Origin of the sequence: Serinicoccus chungangensis, assembly GCF_001483745.1 — a bacterium.
Taxonomy (GTDB): domain Bacteria; phylum Actinomycetota; class Actinomycetes; order Actinomycetales; family Dermatophilaceae; genus Ornithinicoccus; species Ornithinicoccus chungangensis_A.
This window is the reverse complement of the sequence record NZ_LQBL01000005.1, coordinates 13,874-38,974: the sequence shown is the minus strand read 5'-3', so window position 1 is coordinate 38,974 and position 25,101 is coordinate 13,874. Positions and strand designations below refer to the sequence as shown.

27 protein-coding genes and 2 pseudogenes are annotated in these 25,101 nt (G+C 71.9%); 18 read left to right on the top strand and 11 right to left on the bottom strand.

Annotation, left to right across the window (positions count from 1 at the left end):
* Positions 1–24: 24 nt before the first annotated feature.
* Complete coding sequence (locus AVL62_RS03165; RefSeq protein WP_201023183.1) at positions 25–498, top strand: hypothetical protein; 474 nt, start codon at positions 25–27, stop codon at positions 496–498.
* Here AVL62_RS03165 and AVL62_RS03160 read toward each other — a convergent pair.
* Positions 488–1,384, bottom strand: a complete 897-nt coding sequence (locus AVL62_RS03160) for a LysR family transcriptional regulator (protein ID WP_058890233.1) — start codon at positions 1,382–1,384, stop codon at positions 488–490. The two genes, AVL62_RS03165 and AVL62_RS03160, sit on opposite strands and share 11 nt — an antisense overlap.
* Positions 1,385–1,456: 72 nt before the next feature.
* Here AVL62_RS03160 and AVL62_RS03155 point away from each other — a divergent pair, with 72 nt between their 5' ends.
* The 8 genes and pseudogenes from AVL62_RS03155 (at position 1,457) to AVL62_RS03120 (ending at position 11,067) form a co-directional block, all read left to right on the top strand.
* Positions 1,457–2,470 (top strand): EamA family transporter, encoded by a 1,014-nt coding sequence (locus tag AVL62_RS03155; protein ID WP_083518633.1) that lies wholly within the window; start codon positions 1,457–1,459, stop codon positions 2,468–2,470.
* 510 nt (positions 2,471–2,980) lie between these two features.
* Complete coding sequence (locus AVL62_RS03150; RefSeq protein ID WP_058890232.1) at positions 2,981–3,748, top strand: phosphoadenylyl-sulfate reductase; 768 nt, start codon at positions 2,981–2,983, stop codon at positions 3,746–3,748.
* The gene (cobA, locus tag AVL62_RS03145; protein ID WP_083518632.1) at positions 3,745–5,067 is read left to right on the top strand and encodes a uroporphyrinogen-III C-methyltransferase; all 1,323 of its coding nucleotides are present in this window, start codon (positions 3,745–3,747) and stop codon (positions 5,065–5,067) included. Before AVL62_RS03150 ends, cobA begins: the two co-directional genes overlap by 4 nt.
* Positions 5,068–5,111: 44 nt before the next feature.
* Positions 5,112–5,831: a sirohydrochlorin chelatase gene (locus AVL62_RS03140; RefSeq protein ID WP_058890231.1), complete on the top strand. Its 720-nt coding sequence runs from the start codon at positions 5,112–5,114 to the stop codon at positions 5,829–5,831.
* A gap of 65 nt (positions 5,832–5,896) precedes the next feature.
* The gene (locus tag AVL62_RS03135) at positions 5,897–6,394 is read left to right on the top strand and encodes an SRPBCC family protein (RefSeq protein ID WP_058890230.1); all 498 of its coding nucleotides are present in this window, start codon (positions 5,897–5,899) and stop codon (positions 6,392–6,394) included.
* 107 nt (positions 6,395–6,501) lie between these two features.
* Positions 6,502–8,005: pseudogene (locus AVL62_RS03130) on the top strand (OFA family MFS transporter).
* A 33-nt stretch (positions 8,006–8,038) separates the two neighbouring features.
* Entirely contained in the window at positions 8,039–10,327 is a 2,289-nt protein-coding gene (locus AVL62_RS03125) for an FdhF/YdeP family oxidoreductase (protein ID WP_058890229.1), read from the top strand.
* A 65-nt stretch (positions 10,328–10,392) separates the two neighbouring features.
* Positions 10,393–11,067, top strand: coding sequence for an SDR family oxidoreductase (locus tag AVL62_RS03120; protein WP_058890228.1), 675 nt, complete (start codon positions 10,393–10,395; stop codon positions 11,065–11,067).
* Between the two features lie 390 nt (positions 11,068–11,457).
* Here AVL62_RS03120 and rimK read toward each other — a convergent pair whose 3' ends face one another.
* The gene (gene rimK, locus AVL62_RS03115; protein ID WP_058890227.1) at positions 11,458–12,660 is read right to left on the bottom strand and encodes a 30S ribosomal protein S6--L-glutamate ligase; all 1,203 of its coding nucleotides are present in this window, start codon (positions 12,658–12,660) and stop codon (positions 11,458–11,460) included.
* 25 nt (positions 12,661–12,685) lie between these two features.
* On the opposite strand from rimK, the gene AVL62_RS03110 reads away from it, so the two are divergent.
* From AVL62_RS03110 to AVL62_RS03100, 3 genes are all read left to right on the top strand, one after another.
* A complete protein-coding gene (locus tag AVL62_RS03110) occupies positions 12,686–13,174 on the top strand; it encodes an ATP-dependent zinc protease (protein WP_083518629.1) in 489 nt (162 codons plus the stop codon).
* Entirely contained in the window at positions 13,171–14,202 is a 1,032-nt protein-coding gene (locus AVL62_RS03105) for a succinylglutamate desuccinylase/aspartoacylase family protein (protein ID WP_058890225.1), read from the top strand. Before AVL62_RS03110 ends, AVL62_RS03105 begins: the two co-directional genes overlap by 4 nt.
* A gap of 85 nt (positions 14,203–14,287) precedes the next feature.
* Positions 14,288–14,701 (top strand): VOC family protein, encoded by a 414-nt coding sequence (locus AVL62_RS03100; protein WP_058890224.1) that lies wholly within the window; start codon positions 14,288–14,290, stop codon positions 14,699–14,701.
* Positions 14,702–14,741: 40 nt separating this feature from the next.
* On the opposite strand, the gene AVL62_RS03095 is transcribed toward AVL62_RS03100, so the two are convergent.
* The gene (locus AVL62_RS03095) at positions 14,742–15,152 is read right to left on the bottom strand and encodes a VOC family protein (protein ID WP_058890223.1); all 411 of its coding nucleotides are present in this window, start codon (positions 15,150–15,152) and stop codon (positions 14,742–14,744) included.
* A 103-nt stretch (positions 15,153–15,255) separates the two neighbouring features.
* Here AVL62_RS03095 and AVL62_RS03090 point away from each other — a divergent pair, with 103 nt between their 5' ends.
* Positions 15,256–15,810 carry a GNAT family N-acetyltransferase gene (locus tag AVL62_RS03090; RefSeq protein ID WP_058890222.1) on the top strand — a complete coding sequence of 185 codons (555 nt, stop codon included), beginning with the start codon at positions 15,256–15,258 and terminating at the stop codon, positions 15,808–15,810.
* 13 nt (positions 15,811–15,823) lie between these two features.
* Here the strand turns inward: AVL62_RS03090 and AVL62_RS03085 are convergent.
* Positions 15,824–16,218, bottom strand: a pseudogene (locus AVL62_RS03085) (putative immunity protein).
* 133 nt (positions 16,219–16,351) lie between these two features.
* The gene (locus tag AVL62_RS03080) at positions 16,352–16,816 is read right to left on the bottom strand and encodes a hypothetical protein (protein ID WP_058890221.1); all 465 of its coding nucleotides are present in this window, start codon (positions 16,814–16,816) and stop codon (positions 16,352–16,354) included.
* A 76-nt stretch (positions 16,817–16,892) separates the two neighbouring features.
* Here AVL62_RS03080 and cysM point away from each other — a divergent pair, with 76 nt between their 5' ends.
* Positions 16,893–17,780 (top strand): cysteine synthase CysM, encoded by an 888-nt coding sequence (gene cysM / locus AVL62_RS03075; protein WP_058890220.1) that lies wholly within the window; start codon positions 16,893–16,895, stop codon positions 17,778–17,780.
* 68 nt (positions 17,781–17,848) lie between these two features.
* Here the strand turns inward: cysM and AVL62_RS03070 are convergent, their stop codons facing one another.
* Positions 17,849–18,682, bottom strand: a complete 834-nt coding sequence (locus AVL62_RS03070; protein ID WP_058890219.1) for an SDR family oxidoreductase — start codon at positions 18,680–18,682, stop codon at positions 17,849–17,851.
* Between the two features lie 90 nt (positions 18,683–18,772).
* On the opposite strand from AVL62_RS03070, the gene AVL62_RS03065 reads away from it, so the two are divergent.
* Positions 18,773–19,315: a TetR/AcrR family transcriptional regulator gene (locus AVL62_RS03065; RefSeq protein ID WP_058890321.1), complete on the top strand. Its 543-nt coding sequence runs from the start codon at positions 18,773–18,775 to the stop codon at positions 19,313–19,315.
* Between the two features lie 42 nt (positions 19,316–19,357).
* On the opposite strand, the gene AVL62_RS03060 is transcribed toward AVL62_RS03065, so the two are convergent.
* Positions 19,358–20,161 (bottom strand): arginase family protein, encoded by an 804-nt coding sequence (locus tag AVL62_RS03060; protein WP_201023181.1) that lies wholly within the window; start codon positions 20,159–20,161, stop codon positions 19,358–19,360.
* 199 nt (positions 20,162–20,360) lie between these two features.
* On the opposite strand from AVL62_RS03060, the gene AVL62_RS03055 reads away from it, so the two are divergent.
* Positions 20,361–20,585 carry a hypothetical protein gene (locus AVL62_RS03055; protein ID WP_058890218.1) on the top strand — a complete coding sequence of 75 codons (225 nt, stop codon included), beginning with the start codon at positions 20,361–20,363 and terminating at the stop codon, positions 20,583–20,585.
* A 90-nt stretch (positions 20,586–20,675) separates the two neighbouring features.
* Here the strand turns inward: AVL62_RS03055 and AVL62_RS03050 are convergent, their stop codons facing one another.
* The 4 genes from AVL62_RS03050 to AVL62_RS03035 form a co-directional block, all read right to left on the bottom strand.
* Complete coding sequence (locus AVL62_RS03050) at positions 20,676–21,503, bottom strand: CPBP family intramembrane glutamic endopeptidase (protein ID WP_058890217.1); 828 nt, start codon at positions 21,501–21,503, stop codon at positions 20,676–20,678.
* 84 nt (positions 21,504–21,587) lie between these two features.
* A complete protein-coding gene (locus AVL62_RS03045; RefSeq protein ID WP_139722745.1) occupies positions 21,588–21,875 on the bottom strand; it encodes a VOC family protein in 288 nt (95 codons plus the stop codon).
* A 134-nt stretch (positions 21,876–22,009) separates the two neighbouring features.
* A complete protein-coding gene (locus tag AVL62_RS16875) occupies positions 22,010–22,813 on the bottom strand; it encodes a hypothetical protein (protein ID WP_153011630.1) in 804 nt (267 codons plus the stop codon).
* A 167-nt stretch (positions 22,814–22,980) separates the two neighbouring features.
* On the bottom strand, positions 22,981–23,496 hold the full coding sequence (locus tag AVL62_RS03035) for a hypothetical protein (protein ID WP_058890214.1): 516 nt from the start codon (positions 23,494–23,496) through the stop codon (positions 22,981–22,983).
* 250 nt (positions 23,497–23,746) lie between these two features.
* On the opposite strand from AVL62_RS03035, the gene AVL62_RS03030 reads away from it, so the two are divergent.
* Entirely contained in the window at positions 23,747–24,424 is a 678-nt protein-coding gene (locus AVL62_RS03030) for a hypothetical protein (protein ID WP_058890213.1), read from the top strand.
* 264 nt (positions 24,425–24,688) lie between these two features.
* On the top strand, positions 24,689–25,101 hold a 413-nt coding region (locus AVL62_RS17720), incomplete at its 3' end, for an IS110 family transposase (RefSeq protein ID WP_235585487.1).

Below are 25,101 nucleotides of genomic sequence, written 5' to 3'. Positions count from 1 at the left end.
GCTGATGACCATGGTCTGGTGCGGGTGGGCGCAGGAGTCCCCGGCCCGCGGCTGGCGGGTGCCGCTGGGCGTGGGGTCCGCCGCCGGGTGCTCCTCGCCGTGGGGTTCGGCATCTGGACCGGCTTGAGCTGGGGAGAGCCGACCGCGCTCGAGGGTCGCTACGCCGGCTTCGGGATCGTCGTCGGCGCGGAACTCCTGCTCGCCGGGGCGGGAGTCGCCGTCCTCGCCTTCCGACGACAGGGCCGCTGGATGGCGTGGTGGGTCGCCGTCGTGGTGGCGGCGCACTTCCTGTCGCTGTCGTGGATCTTCGGCGGGTGGATCCTCACCGCCCTCGGGATCGTCCAGCTCGGCGGGCTGATACGGATGTTCGGGCCGCTGCGCCGCACCGAGGCTCCCACCAGCCGCGTGGTCGGACCGTGGATGGGAGCGACGATCTTCGGGACCGCGCTCGTCCTCGGTGTCAGCGCCCTCGCGGGTCTTGAGCCGGTCAACCGGTGAGGGTCGCGCCGATGCGCTCCATCTCGTCGACGACCCTGCGGACGGCGAGCCGGGCGTAGCGGTCGGGCCGGCACAGCGCCACGACCGCGCGCCGGGCGGGGACCCCGGCCAGCGGCCGCAGCACGACCTGCTCGTCGGTCGGGGTGGTGAAGCGGGGCAGCAGGGCGAGCCCGACCCCGCGGGCGACGAGCGAGCGGATGAGCGCGTTGTCGCGCAGCCGCTGGACGCGGTGCAGCGGTTGGGCGGTGAGCGACTCCGCGGCCAGCAGGATGGTGTCGAAGGGGTAGCCCTCGGGCACGCCGATCCAGGTGGTGCCGACCAGGTCCTGCGGGGTGAGGCGGTCGCGCCCGGTGAGGGGGTGCCCGGCCGGCAGCGCGACGTCGATCGGCTCCCGGGCCAGGACGCGTGAGGTGAGCCGCTCCGCGCCGGCCGGCACGTCGCCGCGCAGGCTGTGCGCGATGACGACGTCGGCGTCGAGGGTGCGGGTGGCGAAGTCGGCCTCGGCGAGGTCGAAGTCGTCGAGCGCCAGGTCGATGGCGCTGGCGGCCAGGGCGTCGACGAGGTCGGGCAGCAGCGCCTCGCCCGCGCTGGGCAGCGTGCCGATGCTGACCCGGCCCCGCGGCTCGCCGCGCGCCGCGTCCAGGCGCGCCTGCACCTGGGCGTGGGCACGGCATACCTCGTCCGCGGCGTCGGCGAGCAGCTGTCCCTCGGCCGTCAGCCGCAGCCCCCGACCGACCGGTTCCACCAGCGTGGCGCCGAGGTCGCGCTCGGCCGTGCGCAGCTGCTGGGAGAGGGCGGAGGGGGTGCGGTGGGTCGCCTCGGCGACAGCGGCGAGGGTGCCGCGCACCGACAGCTCGCGGAGCAGCTCCAGGTGGCGGACGTCCATGAAGCCAGCCTAAGCATTGACATCACGAAGACTCGCTGGACCTTCCTGGTCCTCGACCGCAGACTCGCAGGTATGCCGCTGCGCCACACCCTCCTCGCCGTCCTGGTCGCCGCGCTCTGGGGGCTGAACTTCCTCGCCATCCACGCCTCGCTCGAGCACTTCCCGCCGCTGTTCCTCGTCGCGCTGCGCTTCGCGGTCCTGGCGGTGCCGACGCTCCTGCTCGTGCCGCGGCCGCAGGTGCCGGTGCGGTGGCTGGTGGGCTACGGGCTGGGCTTCGGGACGCTGCAGTTCGTCGGGCTCTACCTCGGGATGGCGGCCGGCTTCCCTGCCGGCCTGGCCTCGCTGGTGCTGCAGGCGTCGGCGCCGTTCACGGTGCTGCTGGGCGTGCTGCTGCTGGGGGAGCGGCTCACCCCGCGGCGGGCCGTCGGGGTCGGCGTCGCGGTGCTGGGGCTGGCCGTCGTCGGCGCGAGCCGGGCCGACGGGAGCGCGGGGCAGCTCGTGCCCTTCCTGCTCGTCGTGCTCGGTGCCTTCGGCTGGGCCGTCGGCAACCTCTCCAGCCGACTCGCCGCCCCACCGAACCCGCTGCACCTCACGCTGTGGATGTCGGTCGTGCCGCCGCTGCCCATGCTGGCGGTGTCTCTGCTGGTCGAGGGGCCGGGGGAGATCTGGGGCGCGCTCGCGACGTCCGGCACGGCGGTGGCGCTGCCGGCCTGGCTGGGGCTGGCCTACACGGTGGTGCTCGGCACGGTGGTCGGCTCGGGGATCTGGGTCTGGCTCATGGCCCGCCACCCGGCCGGCGTCGTCGCGCCCTTCTCGATGCTGGTGCCGGTGGTCGGCATCTCGGCGGCGTGGTGGGCGCTGGGCGAGCGGCCCTCCGTGCTCGAGCTCGCCGGCGGAGCGCTCGTCGTGGGCGGCGTGCTCTGGGCGGCCCGGCGGGGTCGGCCGGCCGCCGCCGGCCTCGCGCCGGCAGGGCTCGACCCGGCGGGTGCCGACGCGGTGGGGCTCGACGCGGCGGCGGGGGCGCACGTGGCGGGGCCGGACGGCGATGAGGTGGCCGTGGGGTGGTCCGGCGCGCCGCGACCCTAGGCGGCCCAGCCCGGCCCGGCCTGGCCCTGTCGCACCTGAGCAGAGAAAAGCCCTCGAGGCAGCAGTCGCATCCCCTGCGTCGGGCATGTTTCTCTGCTCAGCCTGGGCCTGCCGAACCTGAGCAGAGAAAGGCTCCCGAGACAGGTGATGCAACTCCCGAGTCGGGCATGTTTCTCTGCTCAGGTTCATGATCGTGCTGGGCTGGCGGGGGTGGGGGCCGGCACGCTGGGGACTGGCAAGTAGGGGCTGGCGCGGTGAGGGTCGGCGTTCCCAACGGCTTGTGATCGTTCGGATAACTGGGCATGATGGGTGCATGCTCTCTCGGGGTTGGCACCTCACGACCTGCCACGAAGTGGACCTCCTGCGCGTCAGCAGCATGCTGATGTGCCCCTGTCGCTGAACCCCATCCGTCCCCACCGGGTCGCCGCAGACCCACCGCAGCGCCGGGGCCGACCACGGCCCGCCTGCGCCCGCGCGCGACCCAGCCCAGCGACATACCCCGAGGTGACCATGAGCACGACCACCCTGCACCTGGCGTCCCCCACCGAACGCGACCAGCGCGCACGCCTGCGGGCGCTCGCCGCCGACGCGGCGGAGGAGCTGGCCGACGCCGACGCCGACACCGTGCTGGCGTGGGCCGCGCGGACCTTCGGCGACCGGCTGGCGGTGACCTCGAGCATGGCCGAGGCGGTGCTGCCGCACCTGGCCTCCCGGCACCGACCGGGCGTCGACGTGCTCTTCCTCGACACCGGCTACCACTTCGAGCAGACCCTGCAGACCCGGGACCGGGTCGCCCGTGAGCTCGACGTCACGGTCGTCGACGTCCGGCCCCAGCGCTCCGTGGCCGAGCAGGACGCCGAGCTCGGACCCCGGCTGCACGACCGTGACCCCGGCGCCTGCTGCGCCCAGCGCAAGGTCGAGCCGCTGCGCCGGGCGCTGGCCGGGTACGACGCCTGGGTCACCGGCGTGCGCCGGGCCGAGAGCCCGACCCGGGCGGGCACGCCGCTGGTGGCCTTCGACGAGTCGTTCGGGGTCGTCAAGATCAGCCCGCTCGCGGCCTGGAGCGATGCGGAGGTCGCGCTCTACGCCGAGCTCCACGACCTGCCGGCCAACCCGCTGCTGGACCAGGGCTACCCTTCGATCGGGTGCGGCCCGTGCACCCGCAGGGTCGCCCCGGGCGAGGACCCGAGGGCGGGTCGCTGGTCGGGCTTCGCCAAGACCGAGTGCGGCCTGCACGGAGGGCCGGCCGCCGACGAGCGCGAGAGGGAGGCGTCGTGAGCGGACCGTTCCTGCTCGGGCTGTCGCTGTCGGGGCGGCGCGTCGTCGCCGTGGGCGGCGGGCCCGTCACCGCCCGCCGGGTCGCCGACCTGCTCGCCGAGGGCGCCGTCGTCGAGGTCGTCGCCCCCGAGCTGTGCCCCGCGCTGACCACGCTGCTGTCCGAGCGCACCGCCCTGTCGTGGACCCCGCGCCGGTATGCCGGTGCCCCCGACCTCGACGGCGCCTTCCTCGTGCACACCGCCACCGGCGACCCGGAGACGGACCGGCAGGTCGCCGCGGACGCCGAGGCGCGGCAGACCTTCTGCGTGAGCGCCGGGGACGGCGCCGCGGGCAGCGCCCAGGTCCCGGCCCGCGCCGCCGTGCCGACCCCGGCCGGAGAGGTCCGGGTGGCGGTGCACGCCGGGGGCGACCCCCGCCGCGCCGCGAGCATCCGCACCGACCTCGCCGACCACCTGACCAGCGGCGTCGTGGACCTGCGCGCCCGGCGCCCGCACGGCGGCTGGGTCGCGCTCGTGGGCGCCGGCCCCGGCGACGAGCAGCTGCTCACCCGTCGCGCCACCACCCTGCTCGCGGCGGCCGACGTCGTCGTCGCCGACCGGCTGGTGCCGCAGGCCGTGCTCGCCCGGCTGCCCGAGTCCGTGCGCGTCGTCGACGTCGGCAAGCAGCCGCAGCACCACCCCGTCCCGCAGCAGGAGATCAACCGCATCCTCGTCCGGGAGGCGCTGCGCGGGCACGGAGTCGTGCGGCTCAAGGGCGGCGACCCCTACGTCCTCGGTCGCGGCGGCGAGGAGCGGGCCGCGTGCGAGGCGGCAGGGGTGAGCGTCGAGGTCGTCCCGGGCATCACCAGCGCCGTCTCGGTGCCCGCCGCCGCCGGCATCCCCGTCACCCACCGCGGGCTGGCGCGCGGCTTCACCGTGGTGACCGGGCACGAGGAGCTGCCCGGGCTGCCCACCGGCACCGACCACACCCTCGTCGTGCTCATGGGCGTCGCCGGGCTGCGCGAGACCGCCGCGCGCCTGGTCGGGGCCGGTCGGCCGGAGGACTGCCCGGTGGGCATCGTCGAGCGCGGCTGGACCGCCGAGCAGCGGGTGACCCTCGGCACCCTCGCCGACATCGCCGACCGGGCCGACCAGCGCGGCGTCACCTCGCCCGCCGTCGTCGTCGTCGGTGACGTCGTCACCCTGGCCCACGGGTGGGCGGACCAGGTCGGCGGAGGGTCCGGCCCCGGCACCCAGCCCCTCGACGAGCGTGCCGGTGGTCCCCTCGACGCCCCCACAGCAGCCCGGCTGGCCCGCCTCGCCGCCCACGCCGTCGCATGAGCCCCGCGCCGGCCACCACCCGCACCGCCCACCCGCGTCGACGCATGAGCAGACCCCTCGTCGTCGCCGCGCACGGCACCGCCAGCCCGGAGGGACAGGCGGTCGTGCGCGGGTGCGCCGACCGTGCCGCCGCAGCGCTCGGTATGCCCCTCCCCGCCGTCGTCGGCTACGTCGACGTCTGCGGCCCGACCCTGGACGAGGTGCTGGCCGACGTCACCGACCCGGTGGTCGTGCCGTTCTTCCTCGCCTCTGGCTACCACGTCAGGCACGACGTGCCCTCGGCGCTGGAGGAGGTGCCCGGATCGACGCTCACCCCGGCGCTCGGGGCCGCCGACGAGGTCGTCGACGCCCTGGTGGACCGGGTCCGCGAGGCCGACGCGGAGGCCGACGCGGTCCTCGTGGTCGGGGCAGGCTCCAGCGTCGACGCGGCCCGTGCCGAGGTGGCGCGCGTCGCCGAGCTGGTCGGCTCCCGGGTGGGGGCGGACACCGCCACGGCCTTTCTCAGCGGCCCCGGCCCGCGCGCGGCCTGCGCACTCACCGCGCTGCGGATCGCCGGGCATACCCGTGTCGTGCTGGCGACCCACCTGCTCTCGCCCGGGTACTTCGCCACGAAGGCGCGGCGGGTGGCCGAGGCGGGGGGTGCGGTCGCCACCGGGCCGCTCGGCACCCACGACCTCCTCCGCGACCTGGTCGTGCGCCGCTACCGGGAGGCCGTGGCCGAGTCCTCGGGCCACTCGCACGCAGAAGGTGTCCCTCTGCCGTGACGCATCACCACACCGGTACAGCTTCTGGGTAGAAGACCCCGGCGGCGTGCCCGAGGATGACCGGTATGCCGACGTCACCGCAGGCCGAGGACCGGGGCGGCTGGTTCACCTTCCGCGAGGACTGGACGCTGCCGGTCGAGCCGGCGGCGGTGCTGGACCGGCTCGTCGACCTCGGGGCCTACCCGACGTGGTGGCGCCAGGTGCGCTCCGTCGAGCAGCTGGGCCTGGACCGGGCGCGGGTCCGGGCGCGCTCCGTGCTGCCCGTCCCCCTCGTCCTGGTCCTCACCCGCGAGCGCGAGGACCGGCAGACCGGGCGGCTGCGGGTCGGCCTCGCGGGCGACCTGCAGGGGTATGTCGAGGTGCAGGTCACCCCGGCCCCGGGCGGGTGCCGGATGGTCTGGGAGCAGCGGGTCCTGCTGGCCAAGCCCGGCCTGCGCCACCTGGCCGCGCTGCCGCCCGCGCGGTGGGTGCTGCGCGCCAACCACGCCGCGATGATGCGCTCGGCCCGCACCGGCCTCGGCCGCGGGGAGGCCCCGCCCCGGGTTCGCGGCCCCCAGGCCTGAGGAGCACGCCGGAGGGGGCGGGGGTCCGGCTCCCAGATGCCGTCCAGGCTCGCGTGTGAGAGGTTGGATGAGTCCCCGCTCGTCACTCCCTTCCCCAGGAGCGCTCCATGCTGTCCACCCTCGACCGCGAGCGCACCGTCGCCGGACCAGGGTTCAACCGGGGTTCGTGCCGCCGGCGGCCCTCGCCGTGCACCTGTCCATCGGGCAGGTCTACGCGTTCAGCGTCTTCAACATCCCCCTCGAGGAGCGCTTCGACGCCTCGGCCACGTCCGTGTCGATCATCTTCTCCATCTCCATCGTCATGCTCGGTCTGTCCGCCGCCGTGCTGGGCACCTGGGTGGAGCGCAACGGGCCGCGCAAGACGATGGCCGTCTCTGCCGCGCTCTGGGTGGCGGGCTTCCTCGTCTCGGCGCTCGGCGTCTCGGTCGGTCAGCTGTGGATCGTCTACCTCGGCTACGGCGTGCTCGGCGGCATCGGCCTCGGGCTGGGCTACATCTCCCCGGTCTCCACCCTCATCAAGTGGTTCCCCGACCGACCCGGTCTCGCCACGGGCCTGGCGATCATGGGCTTCGGCGGCGGCGCGCTCATCGCCTCCCCGCTGAGCAACCGGCTCCTCGGTCTCTACGGCGGCGAGGACCCGGTCGCCGGCCTGGTCCCGACCTTCCTCACCCTCGCCGTCCTGTATGCCGTGCTCATGGGCCTGGGTTCGTACGTCATCCGGGTCCCCCCCTAGGACTGGACGCCGGAGGGCTGGACCCCGCCGCAGGAGTCCGACGAGTCGTCGATGCGCACGACCGCGGACGTGAGCGCCCGCACCGCGCTGCGCACCCCGCAGTTCTGGCTGCTGTGGACGGTGCTCTTCTGCAACGTCACGGCCGGGATCGGCATCCTCGCGCAGGCCTCACCCATCGTGCAGAACTTCTTCCCCGGCGTCGGCGCGGCCGCGGCCGCGGGCTTCGTGAGCCTGCTCAGCCTGGCCAACATGGCCGGCCGGCTCGTGTGGTCCTCGACCTCCGACGTCATCGGTCGCAAGCCGACCTACATGATGTACCTCGGGGTGGGCGCGCTGCTCTACCTCGGCGTCGCGACCTTCGGCCGGTCCTCGCTGCTGCTCTTCGTGCTCATGTGCGTGGTCATCCTCAGCTTCTACGGCGGCGGCTTCGCCACCATCCCGGCCTATCTCAAGGACCTGTTCGGCGGGCTGCAGGTGGGGGCCATCCACGGCCGGCTGCTCACCGCGTGGTCGGCGGCCGGCATCGCCGGGCCGCTCATCGTCTCCGGCATCCAGGACCTGCAGACCGCGCGCGGCGAGGAGGGCGCAGACCTCTACCTGCTGTCCCTCTACATCATGGTCGGCGTGCTCGTCGTCGGGTTCATCGCCAACCTGCTCGTCAAGCCGGTCGACGAGCGCCACCACGAGCCCGACCCCGACCAGCTCGAGAGCGAAGGAGCGTCCGCATGAGCGACTCCCCGTCCAGCACCGCCGAGCGTCCCGAGGGCGCAGACGCGGCAGAGCGCACCGCGGCGATCGTTCTGTGGGTCATCGTCAGCGCGGGCCTGCTCTACGGCGTCGGCGAGACCGTCGCCCGGGTCACCCAGCTCTTCGGCTGACCCGCCGCCCCACGACATACCAGGAGGACCCCCGTGGCCACCGACGCACCCCAGCAGGACTTCACCGACGACGACCTGGAGGTCGGGCGGCGCAAGGACTGGGCCGCCGGGATCCCCGGGGTCTACCACGCGCTGAAGATCTCCCAGGAGCAGATGGGCACGGTGCGGACGCTGCGCACGCTGACCCGGCTCAACCAGAAGCACGGCTTCGACTGCTCCGGCTGCGCCTGGCCCGACCCGGACCACCGCTCGCCCGCCGAGTTCTGCGAGAACGGCGCCAAGGCGGTGGCCGAGGAGGCGACCCTTCGCACCCTCGGGCCCGACTTCTTCGAGGAGCACGACCTGGCCGACCTCGCCACCCGCAGCGACTGGTGGCTGGGTCAGCAGGGGCGGCTGGTCCACCCGGTCGTCAAGCTGGCGGGCAGCACCCGGTACGAGCCGATCAGCTGGGACGACGCGTTCCGGATGGTCGCCGAGGAGCTGACCTCGCTCGCCGACCCGGACGAGGCCGTCTTCTACACCTCTGGACGCACGTCCAACGAGGCGGCCTTCGTCTACCAGCTCATGGTGCGCGCCTACGGCACCAACAACCTGCCGGACTGCTCCAACATGTGCCACGAGGCCTCCGGCGCGGCGCTCGGCGACACCATCGGGCTGGGCAAGGGCACCGTCCTGCTCGAGGACCTGCACCAGTCCGAGCTCATCATCATCGCCGGGCAGAACCCGGGCACCAACCACCCCCGCATGCTCAGCGCCCTCGAGCGCGCGAAGGAGAACGGCGCGGCCATCGTGGCGGTGAACCCGCTGCCCGAGGCCGGGCTGCAGCGGTTCAAGAACCCGCAGAACCCGATCAGGGCCGTCGGCCCGGGCACCGACCTCGCCGACGACTTCCTGCAGATCCGCCTCGGCGGCGACATGGCGCTCTTCCAGGCCCTCGGTGCGCTGCTGCTGGAGCGGGAGGCCGCCGACCCGGGTTCGGTGCTGGACCACGAGTTCCTCGAGGAATACACGGACGGCCTCGAGGCATACCGTGAGCACCTCGCCGACCTGGACTGGGACGAGGTGCTCACCGCGACCGGCCTGGAGCGGCAGCAGATCGAGGACCTCGCCGACCGCCTCGCGCGCAGCCGGCGGACCATCGTCTGCTGGGCCATGGGCCTGACCCAGCACGAGCACTCGGTGGCCATGCTCACCGAGGTGGTCAACGTCATCCTGCTGCAGGGCAACATCGGCCGGGACGGTGCGGGCCTGTGCCCCGTGCGCGGCCACAGCAACGTGCAGGGCGACCGGACGATGGGGATCTGGGAGCAGATGCCCGACGACTTCCACGACCGGCTCGACGCGGAGTTCTCGTTCGCCAGCCCGCGGGAGCACGGCTACGACACCGCGTCCGCCGTCGAGGCGCTGCGGGACGGGCACGCGAGGTTCTTCATGGGCATGGGCGGCAACTTCGTCAGGGCCGCGCCGGACACGGACGTGACCGAGGAGGCGCTGCGCTCCTGCGCGATGACGGTGCAGATCTCGACCAAGCTCAACCGGTCGCACGTCGTCACCGGGGAGACCGCCCTCATCTTGCCGGTCCTGGTGCGCTCCGAGCGGGACCAGCAGGCCACTGGTCCGCAGCGGATCACGGTCGAGGACTCGATGTCCGCCGTGCACGCCAGCCACGGTCCGCTGCCGCCGGCCTCCCCGCACCTGCTGAGCGAGGTCGCCGTCGTCTCCCGCCTGGCGCGCTCGATCGAGCGGGTCGCCGCGGTGGCCGACTGGCAGGCCTTCGAGGACGACTACAGCACCATCCGCGACGCGGTCTCCCGCGTGATCCCGGGCTTCGAGGACTACGAGGAGAAGATCAACGACCCGGCAGGCTTCGTGCTGCCGCACGCCGCCAGGACACGGGAGTGGGGCGACACCACGATCGGCAAGGCGCAGTTCACCACCAACGTCCTCACCTACCCGGAGGTCCCGGAGGGTCGGCTGCTGCTGCAGACGCTGCGCAGCCACGACCAGTTCAACACCACGATCTACGGGCTCGACGACCGCTACCGCGGCATCGAGAACGGTCGGCGGGTCGTCTTCGTCCACCCCGACGACCTCCGCGAGCGCGGCCTGCGCGACGGCCAGGAGGTCGACCTCGTGAGCCACTGGGAGGACGGCGAGCGGGTCGCCGAGGAGTTCCGGATCGTGTCCTACGACACCGCCCGCGGATGTGCGGCCGCCTACTACCCGGAGACCAACGTGCTCGTGCCGCTGGGGCAGCGTTCCCGGCGCAGCGGCACCCCGGCCAGCAAGTCCGTCGTGGTGGAGCTGCGCGCCCGCGCCTGAGGAAGCCCTGTCACCACCCACGGCTGGTGAGGAACAGCGCCGGTGGGTGCGGTGTTGGCCAGGGTATGCGTATCGCCATCATCGGAGGACACGGCAAGATCGCCCTGCAGCTGGGACCCCTGCTGGCCGGGCACGACGTCGACGCGGTCGTCCGCAACCCTGACCACGGGCCGGACGTCGAGGCCGCCGGGATGCGACCGGTCGTCGCGGACGTCGAGACCATGAGCCGCGAGCAGATGACCGAGCTGCTCCGCGGGCACGACGCCGTCGTGTGGACGGCCGGTGCCGGGGGCGGTGACCCGGAGCGCACCTACGCGGTGGACCGAGACGCGGCCATCCGGTCCATGGACGCCGCTCAGGAGGCCGGCGCGGAGCGCTACCTCATGGTGAGCTACCTGGGTGCCCGGACCGACCACGGAGTGCCCGAGGACAACCCGTTCTTCGCCTACGCCGAGGCCAAGGCCGCCGCGGACGAGCACCTGCGGGGCTCGCAGCTCGACTGGACGATCGTCGCGCCGGGCGCCCTGAGCCTGGACGCCGGCACCGGCCAGATCGAGGTCATGGGCGACGGCACCGGCGCGATCGAGACCCCGGAGGGCCGGGACGTCCCGCGTGCCGATGTCGCCACGGTGCTCGCGCTCGCGCTGGACCGTGACGACCTCACCGGCCGCATGATCGAGTTCCTCGGCGGGTCGACCCCCGTCGCCCAGGCCCTCGACGCGGTCGCCGGCAAGGCCTGAGGCGCCCCACGCGCGGCCGGGCTCGGTAGTCGGCTCGGCGGCTCGTCAGCTCTGGGCTCGTCGGCCCGTCAGCTCGTCGGCCCGTCAGCTCGGCGGCTCGTCACCTCTGCGCTCGGCTGCTCGTTGGCTGTTGTCTGTGCACGGCATATGCAGTCTGTGCACGCGCTCGTCACCTGTGCACGGACATGCAGCCTGTGCGTGCGGTATACCGCGTGCAGGCTGCACGAGACATGCACAGCCTGCATAGACGCGCACAGCCTGCGTGAGACATGCACTGCCTGCGCGGGGAGCACATGCTGCACGGGGGTGCACAGCCTGCGCGAGACGTGCACAGGCTGCGTGAGACGCGCCCCGGCGAGCCGTGCCCGGGCGTCCCCCGGCCGCCTGCCCTCAGCCCGTGGGCACGTCCTCGAGGATGGGCGTCTTCGGCAGCTTGCGGACCCGCCGGGGCCGCCGGGACCGGGCCGGGATGAGCGAGCGCATGTGCTCGTGCTTGCCGAAGCACAGCAGGCGGTCGCCGTCCTCCAGCACCTTGGCGCCCGCGGGGTTGGGCACCACGCGGGTGCCGCGGTGCAGGGTCAGCACCTGGATGTCCTTCTCCCACAGCCCGGAGGCCTCGATGGTCTGCCCGACCAGCTCGGAGCCGGACATGACCGCGATCTCGGCGACGCCATACCCCGTCGACACCGCGAGCCGCTGGCGCACGTCGATGTCGGGGAAGCCGGACTGGTCGGCGATGTAGTCCACGATGGCGCCGGCGACGTCGAGCTTGGTGGCGGCCTCGATGCCCTGCAGGCCGGGGGAGGAGTTGACCTCCATGACGAGCGGGCCGTCGTTGCCCTCGAGCATGTCGACACCGGCGACGCGCAGACCCATGATGTGGGCGGCACGGACGGCGATCTCCTCGTACTCCGGGTCGAGGTCGACCCGCTCCACGCTCCCGCCGCGGTGCACGTTGGACCGGAACTCATCACCCTGGGCGCGCCGCCGCATCGCCGCGACGACCCGGTCGCCGACGACGAGGGCGCGCACGTCCTTGCCCTTGGACTCCTTGACGAAGCGCTGGATGAGCACCTGCTGGTTGGTGCCGTGCAGGGTCTCGATGATGGCCTCGGCGACCTTCATGGTCGGGGCGAGGATGACGCCGATGCCCTGGGTGCCCTCGAGCAGCTTGACCACCACGGGCGCGCCGCCGACCATCTCGATGGCGTGCGGGATCTCGGCACGGTTGCGCACGAAGGCGGTCGCGGGCATACCGATGTTGTGGCGCGACAGGATCTGGGTGGCGCGCAGCTTGTCGCGGCTGTTCATGATGCCGTTGGCGGTGTTGGGCGTGTAGACGTCCATCTGCTCGAACTGGCGCACCACCGCCGTCCCGAAGTAGGTCACCGACGCGCCCACGCGGGGGAGCACCGCGTCGTACGTCGACAGCGGCCGGCCGCGGAAGTGCAGGTCGGGCTCGTCGCCGGACAGGTCGATGCCGAAGCGCAGCGTGTCGAGCACCTTGACCTGGTGCCCGCGCTCGAGGGCGGCGGTCCGCAGCCGCTGGGTGGAGTAGGCGCGCAGCGAACGGGACAGGATGGCGAGCTTCATCGGGGCGTCCTGAGAGGATGTGCGGGTGACAGGGTCGAACCATCTCACCACAGATCGCGCCGTCGTCGGATGGCGGGAGTGGGTGCAGATCCCGCAGATCGACGTGCCGTGGATCAAGGCCAAGATCGACACCGGCGCCAAGACCTCGGCGGTCCACGCCTTCGACCTGCGCGGCTTCGACCGCGGCGGGCGCGACTGGGTGAGCTTCAGCGTCCACCCGTGGCAGGCGAGCGCCGAGGACTCGGTCTCCGTCGAGCTGCCGGTGCACGACTCACGCTCGGTCCGCTCCTCCTCCGGGCACGAGGAGCAGAGGTATGTCGTGCTCCTCCCGCTGGTCCTCGGTGGCCGTGAGGTGCGCGCCGAGGTGACGCTGACCGACCGTGACGAGATGGGCTTCCGGATGCTCGTCGGGCGGGAGGCGCTGGTGCAGGGTTTCCTCGTCGACCCGGCCCTGAGCTATGCCGGTGGCCGTCCCGACCGTGCGGTGCGACGACGCAACTGGGGGAAGCGGTGAGCGCGACCCGGCGCACGCTGCGGCCGTCCTTCCCCATCGGCACCGTGAAGGTGCGGGCGGGCAGCCGACGCGAGGTGTCGCTGCCGATCTCGCGCCTGGTCACCGGGGCCGAGGTGAGCCTGCCGGTGCACGTGCTGCACGGCCGCGAGGACGGCCCCACGCTGTGGCTCTCCGCCGCGATCCACGGCGACGAGGTCGTCGGCATCGAGGTGGTGCGCCGCGTGCTGGCCCGGCTGGACCCCAAGACCATCCGCGGCACCGTGCTCGCCGTGCCCATCGTCAACGTGCTCGGCGTGATGTCGGGCGACCGCTACCTGCCCGACCGGCGCGACCTCAACCGCAGCTTCCCGGGGTCGGCGCGCGGGTCGCTCGCCGGCCGGATCGCCCACCTCATGATGACCGAGGTCATCGGCCCCTCCGACGTCGGCATCGACCTGCACACCGGGGCCGACCGACGCTCCAACCTGCCGCAGATCCGCTGCGACCTCGAGGACGAGCAGACGCGGGCGCTCGCCGAGGCGTTCGGGGCGCCGGTGGCCTACCACGCCAGGCTCCGCGACGGCTCGCTGCGGTATGCCGCCCGCGAGCGCGGCGCCCGCGTGCTCCTCTACGAGGGGGGTGAGGCCTGGCGCTTCGACGAGTGGGCGATCGTCGCCGGGGTCGACGGGGTCCTGCGCGTGCTGGCGCACCTCGGGATGATCGACCCCGAGGAGGTCGTCGTGGAGCCGGCCGAGAGCCCCAGCGACATCTGCTGGCGCAGCGGGTGGGTCCGCGCACGCCGCACCGGGATCGTCCACATGGACGTGGCGCTCGGGCAGCGGGTGAGCGAGGGGGAGAAGCTCGGCGAGCTGTTCAACTCCTTCGGCAAGCGGTTGGCCATCGTCAAGGCCGACCGTGACGGCGTCGTCATCGGCCGGGCCGAGGCGCCGCTGGTCAACCGGGGCGACGCCCTCGTCCACATCGGTGAGATCGAGTCGACCGACCGGTCCGGGCTGGACGAGGACGCCCGGGACACCGACACCCCCTGACGCGAGGGGTCGAGCCTGTCGGTCCACCGGAGTAGGTTGCGCCTCACCCTGACGGATGAGCCGCCAGCGACAGAGAGGTCTCGACATGTCCACGCTCAACCCCTACATCTCCTTCGACGGCACCACGAGGGCGGCGATGGAGCGCTACCAGCAGGTCTTCGGCGGGGACCTGTCGATGAACAGCTTCGGCGAGTACGGCATGGAGGGCGAGGGCGCCGACGGCATCATGCACGCGCAGCTCGTCACCCCCTCCGACCTCGTCCTCATGGCCTCGGACACGCCTCCAGGTATGCCGCCCGCCGGCTCCGACGGCAACGTGTCGCTCAGCCTCAGCGGGGACGACGAGGCCGAGCTGCGCGGCTACTGGGACGGCCTCGCCCAGGGTGGTCAGGTCACCATGCCGCTCGAGCCGCAGATGTGGGGTGACACCTTCGGCACCCTCGTCGACGAGTTCGGGGTGTCCTGGATGGTCAACATCGCCGGCCCCCACGCGTCGTGAGGACGCGCTGAGGCGGCCACCACGCCGCTGGCGGTCCTCGTCAGGCGACGAAGATGCAGAACGGGTGCCCCGCCGGGTCGGCGTAGACGTAGAGCGGTTCGTCGGGGTCGTCGGTGCGGTCGAACAGCAGCTCGGCGCCCAGGTCGAGAGCCCGCCGGTGCTGCGCCTCGAGCGCTTCCCGGTCCGGGACGGTGAGGTCGAGGTGCAGCTGCATGGGCACGTCGGGCCGCGGCCAGGTCGTCCGCTCGAGGCGCTCGACCTGCTGGAAGGCCAAGGTGCGGTTGCCCTGCCCGTCGGTGAGGACCAGCCAGTCGGCCTCGTCCTCACCCCCGGCCGGCGGGTCGTCGCCCGGCCGGTACTGCAGACCGAGGAGACGCCGGTAGAACTCGGCCAGCTCTCGGACCTCCACGGCGTCGAGAACGGTATGCAGCAGCTGGGGGTACTCGGCCATGACGTGAACGTACCGAGTCCGGATGTCGATGGCACGTCGTCCGGAGGGGCATCGTTCGAGCCAGGCGGTGAGACCCTCACGTGGTCCTCGCTAGATTGCCCTGATGGAGGGACGCGAGGAGCCGGCGCGCCTGAGGTTCCGTCAGGCGGGGCCTGCGGACACCGCCGCGGCACAGGCCGCCTACCGACAGGTCATCGACCACCTGGCCACGACCGTGGACTTCCCGCACTGGCACACCGAGAACCGGCCGACCAGGACCGAGGTCACGGGCTGGGTCGACGCGGGGGAGCTGTACCTCGCCCTGGATGAGAGGGAGAGGAGCATCGCCGGCGTCGTGGCGCTGAACCACGAGGCTCCCGACGCATACCGGCAGGCCGCGTGGGACGTCGAGGCACCTCCGGAGCAGGTGCTCGTGGTGCATGCCCTGGCGGTCTGCCCGGACTTCCTGCGCCAGGGTGTCGCGCGCTTCCTCGTCGACGCCACGCTGGAGGTGGCGAGGGAGAAGGGTTGTCGCGCGGTGCGTCTGGACACCTACGTCGAGAACACCGCGGCGCGCGGGCTCTACGCACGCTGCGGGTTCACCGACCTGGGCGTCCACACCCTGCACTACGAGGGCACCGACCTCAGTCAGTTCCACCTGTTCGAGCGCGTGCTCTGACGCCGCCTCGTCGTCAGTCGCCGAACACCGACCAGCAGAGGTCGTTGCGGCGAGCCTGGTCCTCGACGACCAGGGCGGACAGGTGCCCGGGGACCTGGTCTCGCTGCCAGTCGCGCTCCGCGCGGCGCGCGTCCGGATCGTGCGGGTATGCCGCCACGACGGCCTTGATCGCGTAGGCGGCGGCGCCGAGGTCGTGCTCGGCGACGTGCCCCACGCAGGGGCCTGACCGGCGGAGTAGGCGGCGAACCGGGCCGCTCCGCGCAGCGTCCGGGCGGCACCCATGGCATGTCCGCCCGCCGCCCTGGCCCGCATCATCCCCAGGTCCCCCGCCGCCCAGGCGCGGGCGGCGGCGATGGCGTCGCGCGGGCGGTGGTCGTCCGGGACCTGCTGCTCGAAGAGGTGCAGCACGTGGCTGGCGCAGTCCGCTGCCCACAGGGCGAGGAGGGCGTGGTCGGCGTCGCTGAGGAGCCCACCCCGCCGGACCGTGACGAGACGGGGGTCACGCACCTCGGGCAGGATCACCGACCCATCCTGGCACCGGTCACGCCTCGCGGTCCTCCTCTCCGGTCGCCTCGTCCAGTCGTGAGCGCAGCCGGTCCAGCCCGCCTCGGATCATGTCTCCGTAGCCGTCCGCCGGGAGCTCGTGCCGCTGCTGCAGTCCCTTCTCGAGCTCGGCCTCGGCCTCGCGTCGTCGTCCCTGGCGCAGGTAGCCGTCGCCGAGGTTCAGATGGAGGCTGGGCGCCATGCCTGCGGCTGAGGTGATCCCCACGGGCGCCAGGTCGGCGTCAGCGACATGGGCATGCTCTGCCAGCGCCAACTCGTCCCAGCGCACCTCGTCCTCGAGGGAGGGCTGGAGGTCGGCCACGTAGTGCGCGATGACGCACCGGCGCGCATGGTCGGCCTCCCGAGTCTCCTCCCAGGCGCTCATGAGAGCGGCGAGGCCCGCCTCCCGGTCACCGCTCATCGCCAGTCCCACTGCTTCCACGGTCGCGTGCCACTCAGCCATGCGAGCCACCGTAGGGCCGACCTCCGACAGCCGCCGTAGACTCCGGCAGGTGAGCAACCCTGGGCCCTACCCCACGATGGAGGATGTCATCGGTGGCACCCCGCTGGTGCGTCTGCAGCGCCTCCCGGGGCCGGAGAACGAGCGCCGCGGCAACGTTCTGCTCGGCAAGCTCGAGGGCAACAACCCGGCCGGCTCGGTCAAGGACCGCCCGGCGATGAGCATGATCCGGGGCGCCGAGAGGCGGGGCGAGATCTCCCCCGGCGACACCCTCCTGGAGGCCACGTCCGGCAACACCGGGATCGGCCTGGCGATGGCGGCGGCGATCAGCGGCTACCCGCTGGTCATCGTCATGCCCGAGGACGCCTCCACCGAGCGCATCCAGACCATGAAGGCGTATGGCGCCGAGCTGGTCCTCACCCCGGCGGGGGGCGGCATGGAGGAGGCTCGCGACGTGGTGACCCGGATGGAGATGGAGGGCAAGGGTCGGGTCCTGGACCAGTTCGGCAACCCGGACAACCCCCGGGCCCACGAGGACGGCACGGGCCCGGAGCTGTGGAGCCAGACCGACGGCCGGATCACCCACTTCGTGTCCGCGATGGGCACCACCGGCACGATCACCGGGGTCTCGCGGTTCCTCAAGTCGCGCAACCCCGACGTCCAGATCGTCGGGGCGCAGCCCGCGGAGGGCTCGAGGATCCCCGGGATCCGCGCCTGGCCGCCGGAGTACGTGCCACGGATCTTCGACCCGTCCGCGGTGGACCGCACCGTGGAGGTCGCCCAGGCGGACGCCGAGGAGATGGCCCGTCGGATGGCTCGCGAGGAGGGCATCTTCGGCGGCATCTCGGCGGGCGGCGCCTGCTGGAGCGCCCTGCAGGTGGCCGAGGAGGTCGAGGGGGCGACGATCGTCTTCGTCGTCTGCGACCGCGGCGACCGGTACCTCTCCAGCGGCGTGTTCCCCGCCTGAGAGGCTCGCCGGCCCGCTGTCGAGGCCCCCGGGCGGGAGGCCCAGGTCGGAGCGATCGGCATGCTCGGTCAGGGCTGACGCAGACCGAGCAGACGGGCCCCGATGGCGTCGTTGAGCCGTGTCGGCAGGGCCTGGTCGACGGTCATCATCGCCCGTGCCTGGGCCCCGGCGGCGTAGCGCGCACGAGGGCGGCGCGAGGTCAGCGCCCGCTCGATCACCCGGGCGACCACGTCGGGTGGCACCGTCCGGGACTGCAGGGTGCCGACCAGCCTGAGCATGCCGCTGATGTGCTGGGCGTAGAGCTCGCGGTGACGGGGCGCCATACCCTGCTCCATGTCACGCAGCATCGACTGGATCTGCCGCCACGGGCCCGTGTCGGTGGGGCCGGGCTCCACGAGCGACACGTCGATCTGCCAGGGCCGGAGCTCGACCCGGAGCACGTCCGCCACGGCTTCCACCGCGAACTTCGACGCACAGTAGGCGCCCTCCATCGGCACCGGCGCCCGGCCGCCCGTGGAGGAGACGAAGACGATGCGGCCGCCGCACGCGCGGATCTGCGGGAGGACGGCCTGCGTGACGGCGACCTGGCCGAAGAGGTTGACCTCGAACTGGCGGCGGAAGTCGGGGATGGAGACGGCCTCCACCGGGCCGAGCACGCCGATGCCGGCGTTGTTGACGAGGGCGTCCAGCTGGTCGGGCAGGTGGTCGCCCAGGGCGGCGACGTGCGCCGCGTCCGTGATGTCGAGCAGGACCCGGGTGATGGTGCCGCTCCCGGGGCGAGAGGCCTGCGTGTCGGGGTCGCTGCGCACACCGGCGAAGACGGTCCACCCGGCGCGGGCCAGCCGCAGCGCGGTGGCCTCGCCTATCCCGCGGCCCGCTCCGGTGACGAGGACTGCTGGCATGGTGAGCGTCTCTTCCCGGCAGGCACGCCCTGCCACCCTCACGACACTACTCTCGTAGTGGCCGTCTGTCACTACACCTATAGTGGATTGATGAGTTCCTCGCGCGACCGGGCCCTCGACGCCGCCATCGAGCTGCTGGGCACCAGGGGGCTGAAGGCGCTGACTCATCGCCGGATCGACGAGCGGGCGGACCTCCCGCCGGGATCCACGTCGAACTACTTCCGGACGCGAGATGCGCTGCTGCGCGGGGTGGCGGACGCGATCCTCGAGAAGGAGATGTCGGGTATGCGAGCGACGTTCGCCCCGCGCTCTGCCGAGGAGCTGCTCGACGCCCTGGTGGCGCTCCTGGACCGCACCACCGAGGACCAGCGGACGCTCACCAGCGCGCGGCTCGTCCTGTTCATGGAGGCGAGCCACAGCCCTGCTCTGCGCGAGAGCCTCGGTCGGGGTCGCGCGGCCTTCGAGGCGGCTCTGCAGAGCGCACTCGGCGAGCTGGGCGCCAGGGACACGGTCGCCTCGACCCGGGCCGTCATGGCGTGCATGGAGGGGCTCATCCTGCATCGCGTCGCCCGTCACGACGACAGCGACGTCCGCCCGGTCCTCGAGCTCGTCGTCCGCTCAGCCCTGACGTAGGTCGACGCAGGCCGTCGAGGCGTCAGGGCTAGGTCGTCGCGATCAGGCGTCACCTGGTGGCGTGAGCGCCTCCACGAAGCGACCCAGGGAGGTCGGGTCGGACGCGGTGTGGGCGGGCACGAGCTGGCCGATCGACATACCGATGAACCCGGGTGCGCGCCACAGCGCGTCCAGGGCCTCGCCCAGCTGGACGAGGGTCGGTCCCGAGTTGCGGCCGTTGACGTTCTCGGCCAGCGGGGCGTCGAGGAAGTCCAGCACGTCCACGTCGACGTGGACCACGAACGGCCCGTCGGGCAGAGCGCCTCTCGCCCTGGTGGCGGCGGCGGTCGGGTCCGCGACCAGCTCCGCCTGGGTGGTGACGGGGATCCCGAGGCGGTCGACCTGGCCGCGCTCCCACTCGGTGGCCTCGGTGGCGGGCTCGACCCCGAGGTAGCTCAGGTGCGAGGGCTGCAGGAGCGGGTGCCGGCTGGTGAGTCTGACCAGCGACTCGTCTGCGCCAGGTATGCCGAGCGCATGGGCCATCCCCATCCAGCTGAGCGACCCCTCGGTGGTCGACTCGGGTGTGTTGAGGTCGAGGTGACGGTCCAGGTAGACGAGGTGGGGCTCGATACCGGCGTCCGCCACAGCCGCGCACAGCCCGAGCGCCACCGTGCAGCTCCCACCGAGGACGAGCAGGCGGGTGTCGGTCGAGACGAGCGGTGCCGCCGTGCCGGCCAGCTCGCGCAGGGCCTCGACCTCCTCGTCGAGGTTCTGGACCCGGGGGCGCTCGCGGTCCGGCTTCCAGAGGTGCACAGGGAGGTCACCCAGGTCGTCGACCTGGTGCCCCGCGGCGTGCAGGGACGCCACCAGACCGGCCTCGCGCAGAGCGGCCGCGGCGCGTGCTCGACGCCGACGCAGTAGGCAGCGGCGCTGCTGGGGTAGCCCAGGACGTTGATGCTCACCATGACTCGAGGATGCCCGATCCACGTGCCGGTAGCGCGCCCTGGACGCACCGTCCTCGGCGGTGGTGGCCCGCACGGCCCCGGGAGGCGCATACTGAGGGGTGATGACATCGACCCGGTCCGGATCCCAGCGACGCCACCTCGCCTCCAGCCCCTTCAAGCCACGAGTCGAGCCGGACGTCGAGAACTTCGAGGTCGACGACAGGGTCTCGCACCAGGCCTTGGGCCTCGGACGTGTCGTGGGCACGGAGAGCTCGGCGGTCACCGTGAACTTCGGCACTCGCACGATGCGCATCCCGAGCCCGTTCCACAAGCTCGAGAAGCTCTGAGGGACGGACTGACGCGTCTCCTGCGCCTGCGTGCGACGGGTCGGGCTCGGTGTTCGTCTGGTCGGCGGGTGGTCACGCTCCGGGTGGCCGTCAGCGCGCCTCGAGGGCTGTGATCGGTCGCCCCATCGTCCGGGTGTGCCAGAGGGCGGTCACCGTGCCGACCACTAGGATCGTGACCGCGGCCAGCCATCCGAACTCGCCCATGAGCTGGTCGCTCCCGGCGAATGCCGGGACGCGCACGCCGCCCTCCGTGACCGAGAAGCTGGTGGCGACCAGTCCGTTCCACGCCCCGTGGGCGACCACGCCGGGCCACAGCGCGCGTGACCGGTCGGTGATCACGCCGATGAACAGCGTGATGCCGACGATGGCGGCGGTGAAAGCTGGGAGGTGACCCACGTCGCCGTACCAGCCCAGGATGATCAAGGGCACGTGGTAGGCCCACCAGATGACCACCACGATGGAGCTCGTGGCCCAGAAGCCGGATCGGCCGCGGAGCATCGGCCACAGGAGGCCGCGCCAGCCGATCTCCTCACCGACCGCGGACAACGAGGCGGAGAGGATCGCGACGGGTGCGGCGATCAGCGCGTGACGCAGCAGGTTCGGGTCCTCCACGTCCCACCCCACGACCGAGCCGAGCAGGTAGACGCCGAGGACGGCCAGCGCCGGGACCAGCCCCGCGAGAAGCCACAGGTTCGGGCGTCCCCACTGGATCCGTCCGCCGGCGAACAGCCGGGCCAGGATCGCGCCCACCGTCGGCGCGAACATGAGCACCAGGAAGATCGCCTGGTTCGGCTGCTCACCCGAGGCGGGCCAGAAGATGACCAGGCCCGCGGCGTAGGTGACGATCAGGCCGCCGAAGTACCAGACGAGCTGGCGCGTGATCCCAGGCCGTCTGGTCCGCTCGACGCTCGTGCCCATGGGGTTCCTGAATCTCCGACGCTGCGTGATGTCCGACTGTTGCCGTCCGCTGCACACAGGGGTAGAGATGTCACGACCATCGACTCACACCGATCGGGCGCTGCTGGGTGTCATCAGTTCGAGTCGGTTGCCGAAGGGGTCGCGACAATGGAATCTCTCGAAGCCGACGAACGTGGTGCGCTCTGACCAGTCCACGTCGTAGCCTGCCTCCTCGATCTGCTTGCCGAGGTTGTCGAGAGCCGCGACATCGTGGACCAGCAGTCCGGGGTGTGCCTTTCTCGCGGGGATGAACGGGTCATCCACGCCGAGGTGAATCTCTACCGTGGACACCCCGTCCTCGACGTTGCGGAACCAGCATCCCCCGCGGGTCACGGTGCCGGAAACTCAGCTCGTGGTGGGTTCTGATCGAGGGGAAGTGGCCCTCTCATCAGGCAGCCTCGACCGCTGCTGAGCGGTGCCGTGGAAGCCGAAGGGGCGCGGGCGTCCTCCTGCGGTAGATCTGCGCCTCACGCACCGTTGGTCGCGGCCGGAAGCGCGGTGAGCAGGGCGGAGTACAGGTGCGCGCCGACGCGCTCGTACTCTCGCTGCGCCCCGGGATCCGCAGGTCCGCCGTCGTTCCACGACCCCATCCCGCCGAACACCCAACCCTGCACGACCGCGGCAGCCAGCTGGCGACGCTCGAGATCGGCATCGGGCGGAAGCAGGTCCTGGTGGTAAGGGGCAGCCGGGGTCGGGTCGGTGAGGAGGCTCTCGGCCTTCGTGAACCACGACGCCCACCTGTGGAGTTCGTCGAACTGCTGGGCGAAGCCCCGGATGTCGTGCAGCGCGACCTGCAGCGCCGTCCTGGCCTCTGTCACGCCGACCTGTGGTGCTCTGAGGCCCTCCGCCGACGAGCCGTGAGCAGACACTGACCAGATCCGGGAGTCCGGGGCGGTGCGGTCGCCGACCTGCCAGCCAAACGCCCATACCGTCGGCGCTGACGCGCCCGTGGCGAGCAGGGCCCATGTGCCCGAGTTGGAGAACCCCGAGGCGACATGCGGAGGCAGTGAACCCGCGGCCGGCAGGTCGGTGACCAGCCAGAGATCCGTGACTCCCCGGGACCGAAGGCCGGTGAGCCATTCCGCGGGACTCGTCGCCGTCGATGTGCGCCTCAGGAGGCCATGTGGGGGCAGGGTGGCGGTGAACGAACCGACGTACTGGAAAGCTGAGTTGCTGCCCGACAGCTCGGGTATGGATGCACTCGATCCTCCCCGGAGCCAGCGGCCCCCGATCGCGGCGAGCGCCGCTACCAGGGCCAGCTGTCCGTTCACGGAGAGAGTGTAGGAAACGGTCAGTCTTGTCCGCTTGCCGGCGCGACGGGTAGTAGCTCGCCGTGCGGACGCCAGCACGAGCGAGCCGCGCGGCCAGCGACTGTTCGGAAACTCGTTGCACACCGATGGGCGCCATCCGAGCATCGGGGTCGAGTACCGACCGTGCATCAGCCGCCAGTGGCAGTCATTCGCTCGGCGATGACCTGCCCACGCTCCAAGACCTTTCCCCCGTCCCGCCGGATGTGCTCGGTGAGGTAGACGATCTTTCCCATCCGATCCCCGAGCCACAAGTTGTCAAAGGCGACCGGCACCGTGAACGCTGCGACGAATCCCCCGTCGTACAACAGGGCAGCGGCGAACGCGAGGTTCCAGTCGGGGCTGTCACCCGATGGCTCGAAGCGCAGGTAGACCGGGCTCTTCGTCAGGCTGTTCGTGTCCAGGGGCATCCCGATGCGCGGATCATTGAATGTCGGGTCGACCACGTCGATCAGCTGTGGCGGTGTTGTCGTGGGCGGCAGCTCGCCGAGCGCATACTCCCGCCACGAGCCACGCTCATAGTCATCCTTCTCGGAGTCCAGCCGGAACTCGCGGCCGCCCACGCCGAGGTACACGCGGCCGTCCGTTCCCGCGCCGTCAAGGTCGCTCGTGATGACCTGGCACAGGATGCCGGTGATGGCTGCCATGGTGAACTCCCGGTGAGTCGTTACAGACGCGCTTGCGTCGTCTCTTCATGGGAAAGGAACCTGACCGGGCGATCCAGATACATGCGGAGGCTCAGCCTTGCCAAAAGCGCCGCTCGTGCTGCAGGACCCACCGTGGTGCCGACGGCCAGGACACAGCCGAGCTGGCATCTCGTGGCAGTAGCGTGCGTATCCAGGCTTCGCACAGTGGTGGCTTTGCGTGTCCGCTCTATCAGCGCCATATCGTTGAGGGATGGGACAGCAGCCCTTGGATCGGCAGTGCGGGAACGACTACTTCTTTCTGCCGCTCGTCGATGACGCGAAGGACAGCGTGACGCTTCTGCGCGTCGACTCGACGCCGGACGGTCGGGTGCGCATCCACCTGCATCGGGCTGTGAACCGTGCTGCATTCGGGATGCGGTTCGGTAGTGCCGCTGACCCGGTTTGGCAGCCTGAGGCGGAGCCGAACGTGACACTCGTTGCTCCTGCCTGTGGCAGGGCCGGGCTCACGGAACCTGAGGTCGTCCTGGCAGAGGTGGGTGGGTTCCTTGCTGGAGTCGTTGTGGGAGACGGGGGGATGAATGCGTGGGGGTTCGAGAGCTTGATGTCCAATGACGAGTTGGTCCTGCACCTGATGGCGTTGGCGAGGTTGCATGAGCGGCTCGAGCCGGCGCGACGCAGCGAGGTGGCAGAAGACCATCGGGTTGTGGCTCGCATGCAGGAGATCGCCGAGTCCACGAACTCACATGCTGGAGCGCTACGGGAGTGGCTGGCCCGGGCAGAGGAGGTGGCCGAGGACGTGGTCGCAGCCGCGAGAGCGCAAGTACATGAGCGGCGGGTCCAAGAGGTGCTCGAGGACCTGAATGGGCATGGGGTCGAAGACACGCGAGCGCGCACCAACCCAGACCTGCCACGCCTCACCACCGACTGATCCCGAGCCCGTCGGACGGGTGCACTGAGTGCGGCTACGTGTTTCATTGACGTCAGGATCGGGCCCGGCCAGGCTCGGTCTCAGGTGACCGGGGTGGCCGCTCTCAGTGCGGCTGCCCACGCCGTCGGCGTGAGGCTCACATTTGGCCTGCGTCGCCCCGGTTACCGCCAGGGCCGGGAGAGGCTCGAGAGGGGTTTGCCCAGCCGTACGTAGCGGTGCCCTCCCAGCTCGACACGAAGTGATGTCGACGCAAGGGAGCACAACATGGACGAGCAAGGTACCCGGGTCGTGATCGGGATGGACCCGCACAAGCGCACCGTCACGATCGAGGTCATGACCAGCCACGAGCAGGTCGTCGGTGGCGGCCGGTTCACCACCGACGCTGACGGGTACGCCCGCCTGCTGGGCTACGCGCGGCAGTGGCCGCAGCGTCTCTGGGCGGTCGAGGGCTGCGCCGGGATCGGCAAGCACGTGGCCTCCCGCCTGGTCGCCGACGGCGAGGAGGTGGTCGACGTCCCGGCGAAGATGTCCGCGCGAGTGCGGGTCTTCGCCACCGGCCAGGGCCGCAAGACCGACGCCACCGACGCCCACTCCATCGCCCTGGTCGGAGTCCGCATGTCCGGGCTGCGCCCAGTCGTCGACGACGAGCAGCTGGAGGTGCTGCGCATGTGCGTGGA

What these genes read in the sequence shown, in the direction of transcription:
- AVL62_RS03160 (WP_058890233.1), bottom strand. Translation starts at nt 1,384, where the DNA reads ATGGACGTCCGCCACCTGGAGCTGCTCCGCGAGCTGTCGGTGCGCGGC.
- AVL62_RS03155 (WP_083518633.1), top strand. Translation starts at nt 1,457, where the DNA reads ATGCCGCTGCGCCACACCCTCCTCGCCGTCCTGGTCGCCGCGCTCTGG.
- AVL62_RS03150 (WP_058890232.1), top strand. Translation starts at nt 2,981, where the DNA reads ATGAGCACGACCACCCTGCACCTGGCGTCCCCCACCGAACGCGACCAG.
- AVL62_RS03140 (WP_058890231.1), top strand. Translation starts at nt 5,112, where the DNA reads ATGAGCAGACCCCTCGTCGTCGCCGCGCACGGCACCGCCAGCCCGGAG.
- AVL62_RS03135 (WP_058890230.1), top strand. Translation starts at nt 5,897, where the DNA reads ATGCCGACGTCACCGCAGGCCGAGGACCGGGGCGGCTGGTTCACCTTC.
- AVL62_RS03120 (WP_058890228.1), top strand. Translation starts at nt 10,393, where the DNA reads ATGCGTATCGCCATCATCGGAGGACACGGCAAGATCGCCCTGCAGCTG.
- rimK (WP_058890227.1), bottom strand. Translation starts at nt 12,660, where the DNA reads ATGAAGCTCGCCATCCTGTCCCGTTCGCTGCGCGCCTACTCCACCCAG.
- AVL62_RS03100 (WP_058890224.1), top strand. Translation starts at nt 14,288, where the DNA reads ATGTCCACGCTCAACCCCTACATCTCCTTCGACGGCACCACGAGGGCG.
- AVL62_RS03095 (WP_058890223.1), bottom strand. Translation starts at nt 15,152, where the DNA reads ATGGCCGAGTACCCCCAGCTGCTGCATACCGTTCTCGACGCCGTGGAG.
- AVL62_RS03090 (WP_058890222.1), top strand. Translation starts at nt 15,256, where the DNA reads ATGGAGGGACGCGAGGAGCCGGCGCGCCTGAGGTTCCGTCAGGCGGGG.
- AVL62_RS03080 (WP_058890221.1), bottom strand. Translation starts at nt 16,816, where the DNA reads ATGGCTGAGTGGCACGCGACCGTGGAAGCAGTGGGACTGGCGATGAGC.
- cysM (WP_058890220.1), top strand. Translation starts at nt 16,893, where the DNA reads ATGGAGGATGTCATCGGTGGCACCCCGCTGGTGCGTCTGCAGCGCCTC.
- AVL62_RS03070 (WP_058890219.1), bottom strand. Translation starts at nt 18,682, where the DNA reads ATGCCAGCAGTCCTCGTCACCGGAGCGGGCCGCGGGATAGGCGAGGCC.
- AVL62_RS03065 (WP_058890321.1), top strand. Translation starts at nt 18,773, where the DNA reads ATGAGTTCCTCGCGCGACCGGGCCCTCGACGCCGCCATCGAGCTGCTG.
- AVL62_RS03055 (WP_058890218.1), top strand. Translation starts at nt 20,361, where the DNA reads ATGACATCGACCCGGTCCGGATCCCAGCGACGCCACCTCGCCTCCAGC.
- AVL62_RS03050 (WP_058890217.1), bottom strand. Translation starts at nt 21,503, where the DNA reads ATGGGCACGAGCGTCGAGCGGACCAGACGGCCTGGGATCACGCGCCAG.
- AVL62_RS03035 (WP_058890214.1), bottom strand. Translation starts at nt 23,496, where the DNA reads ATGGCAGCCATCACCGGCATCCTGTGCCAGGTCATCACGAGCGACCTT.
- AVL62_RS03030 (WP_058890213.1), top strand. Translation starts at nt 23,747, where the DNA reads ATGGGACAGCAGCCCTTGGATCGGCAGTGCGGGAACGACTACTTCTTT.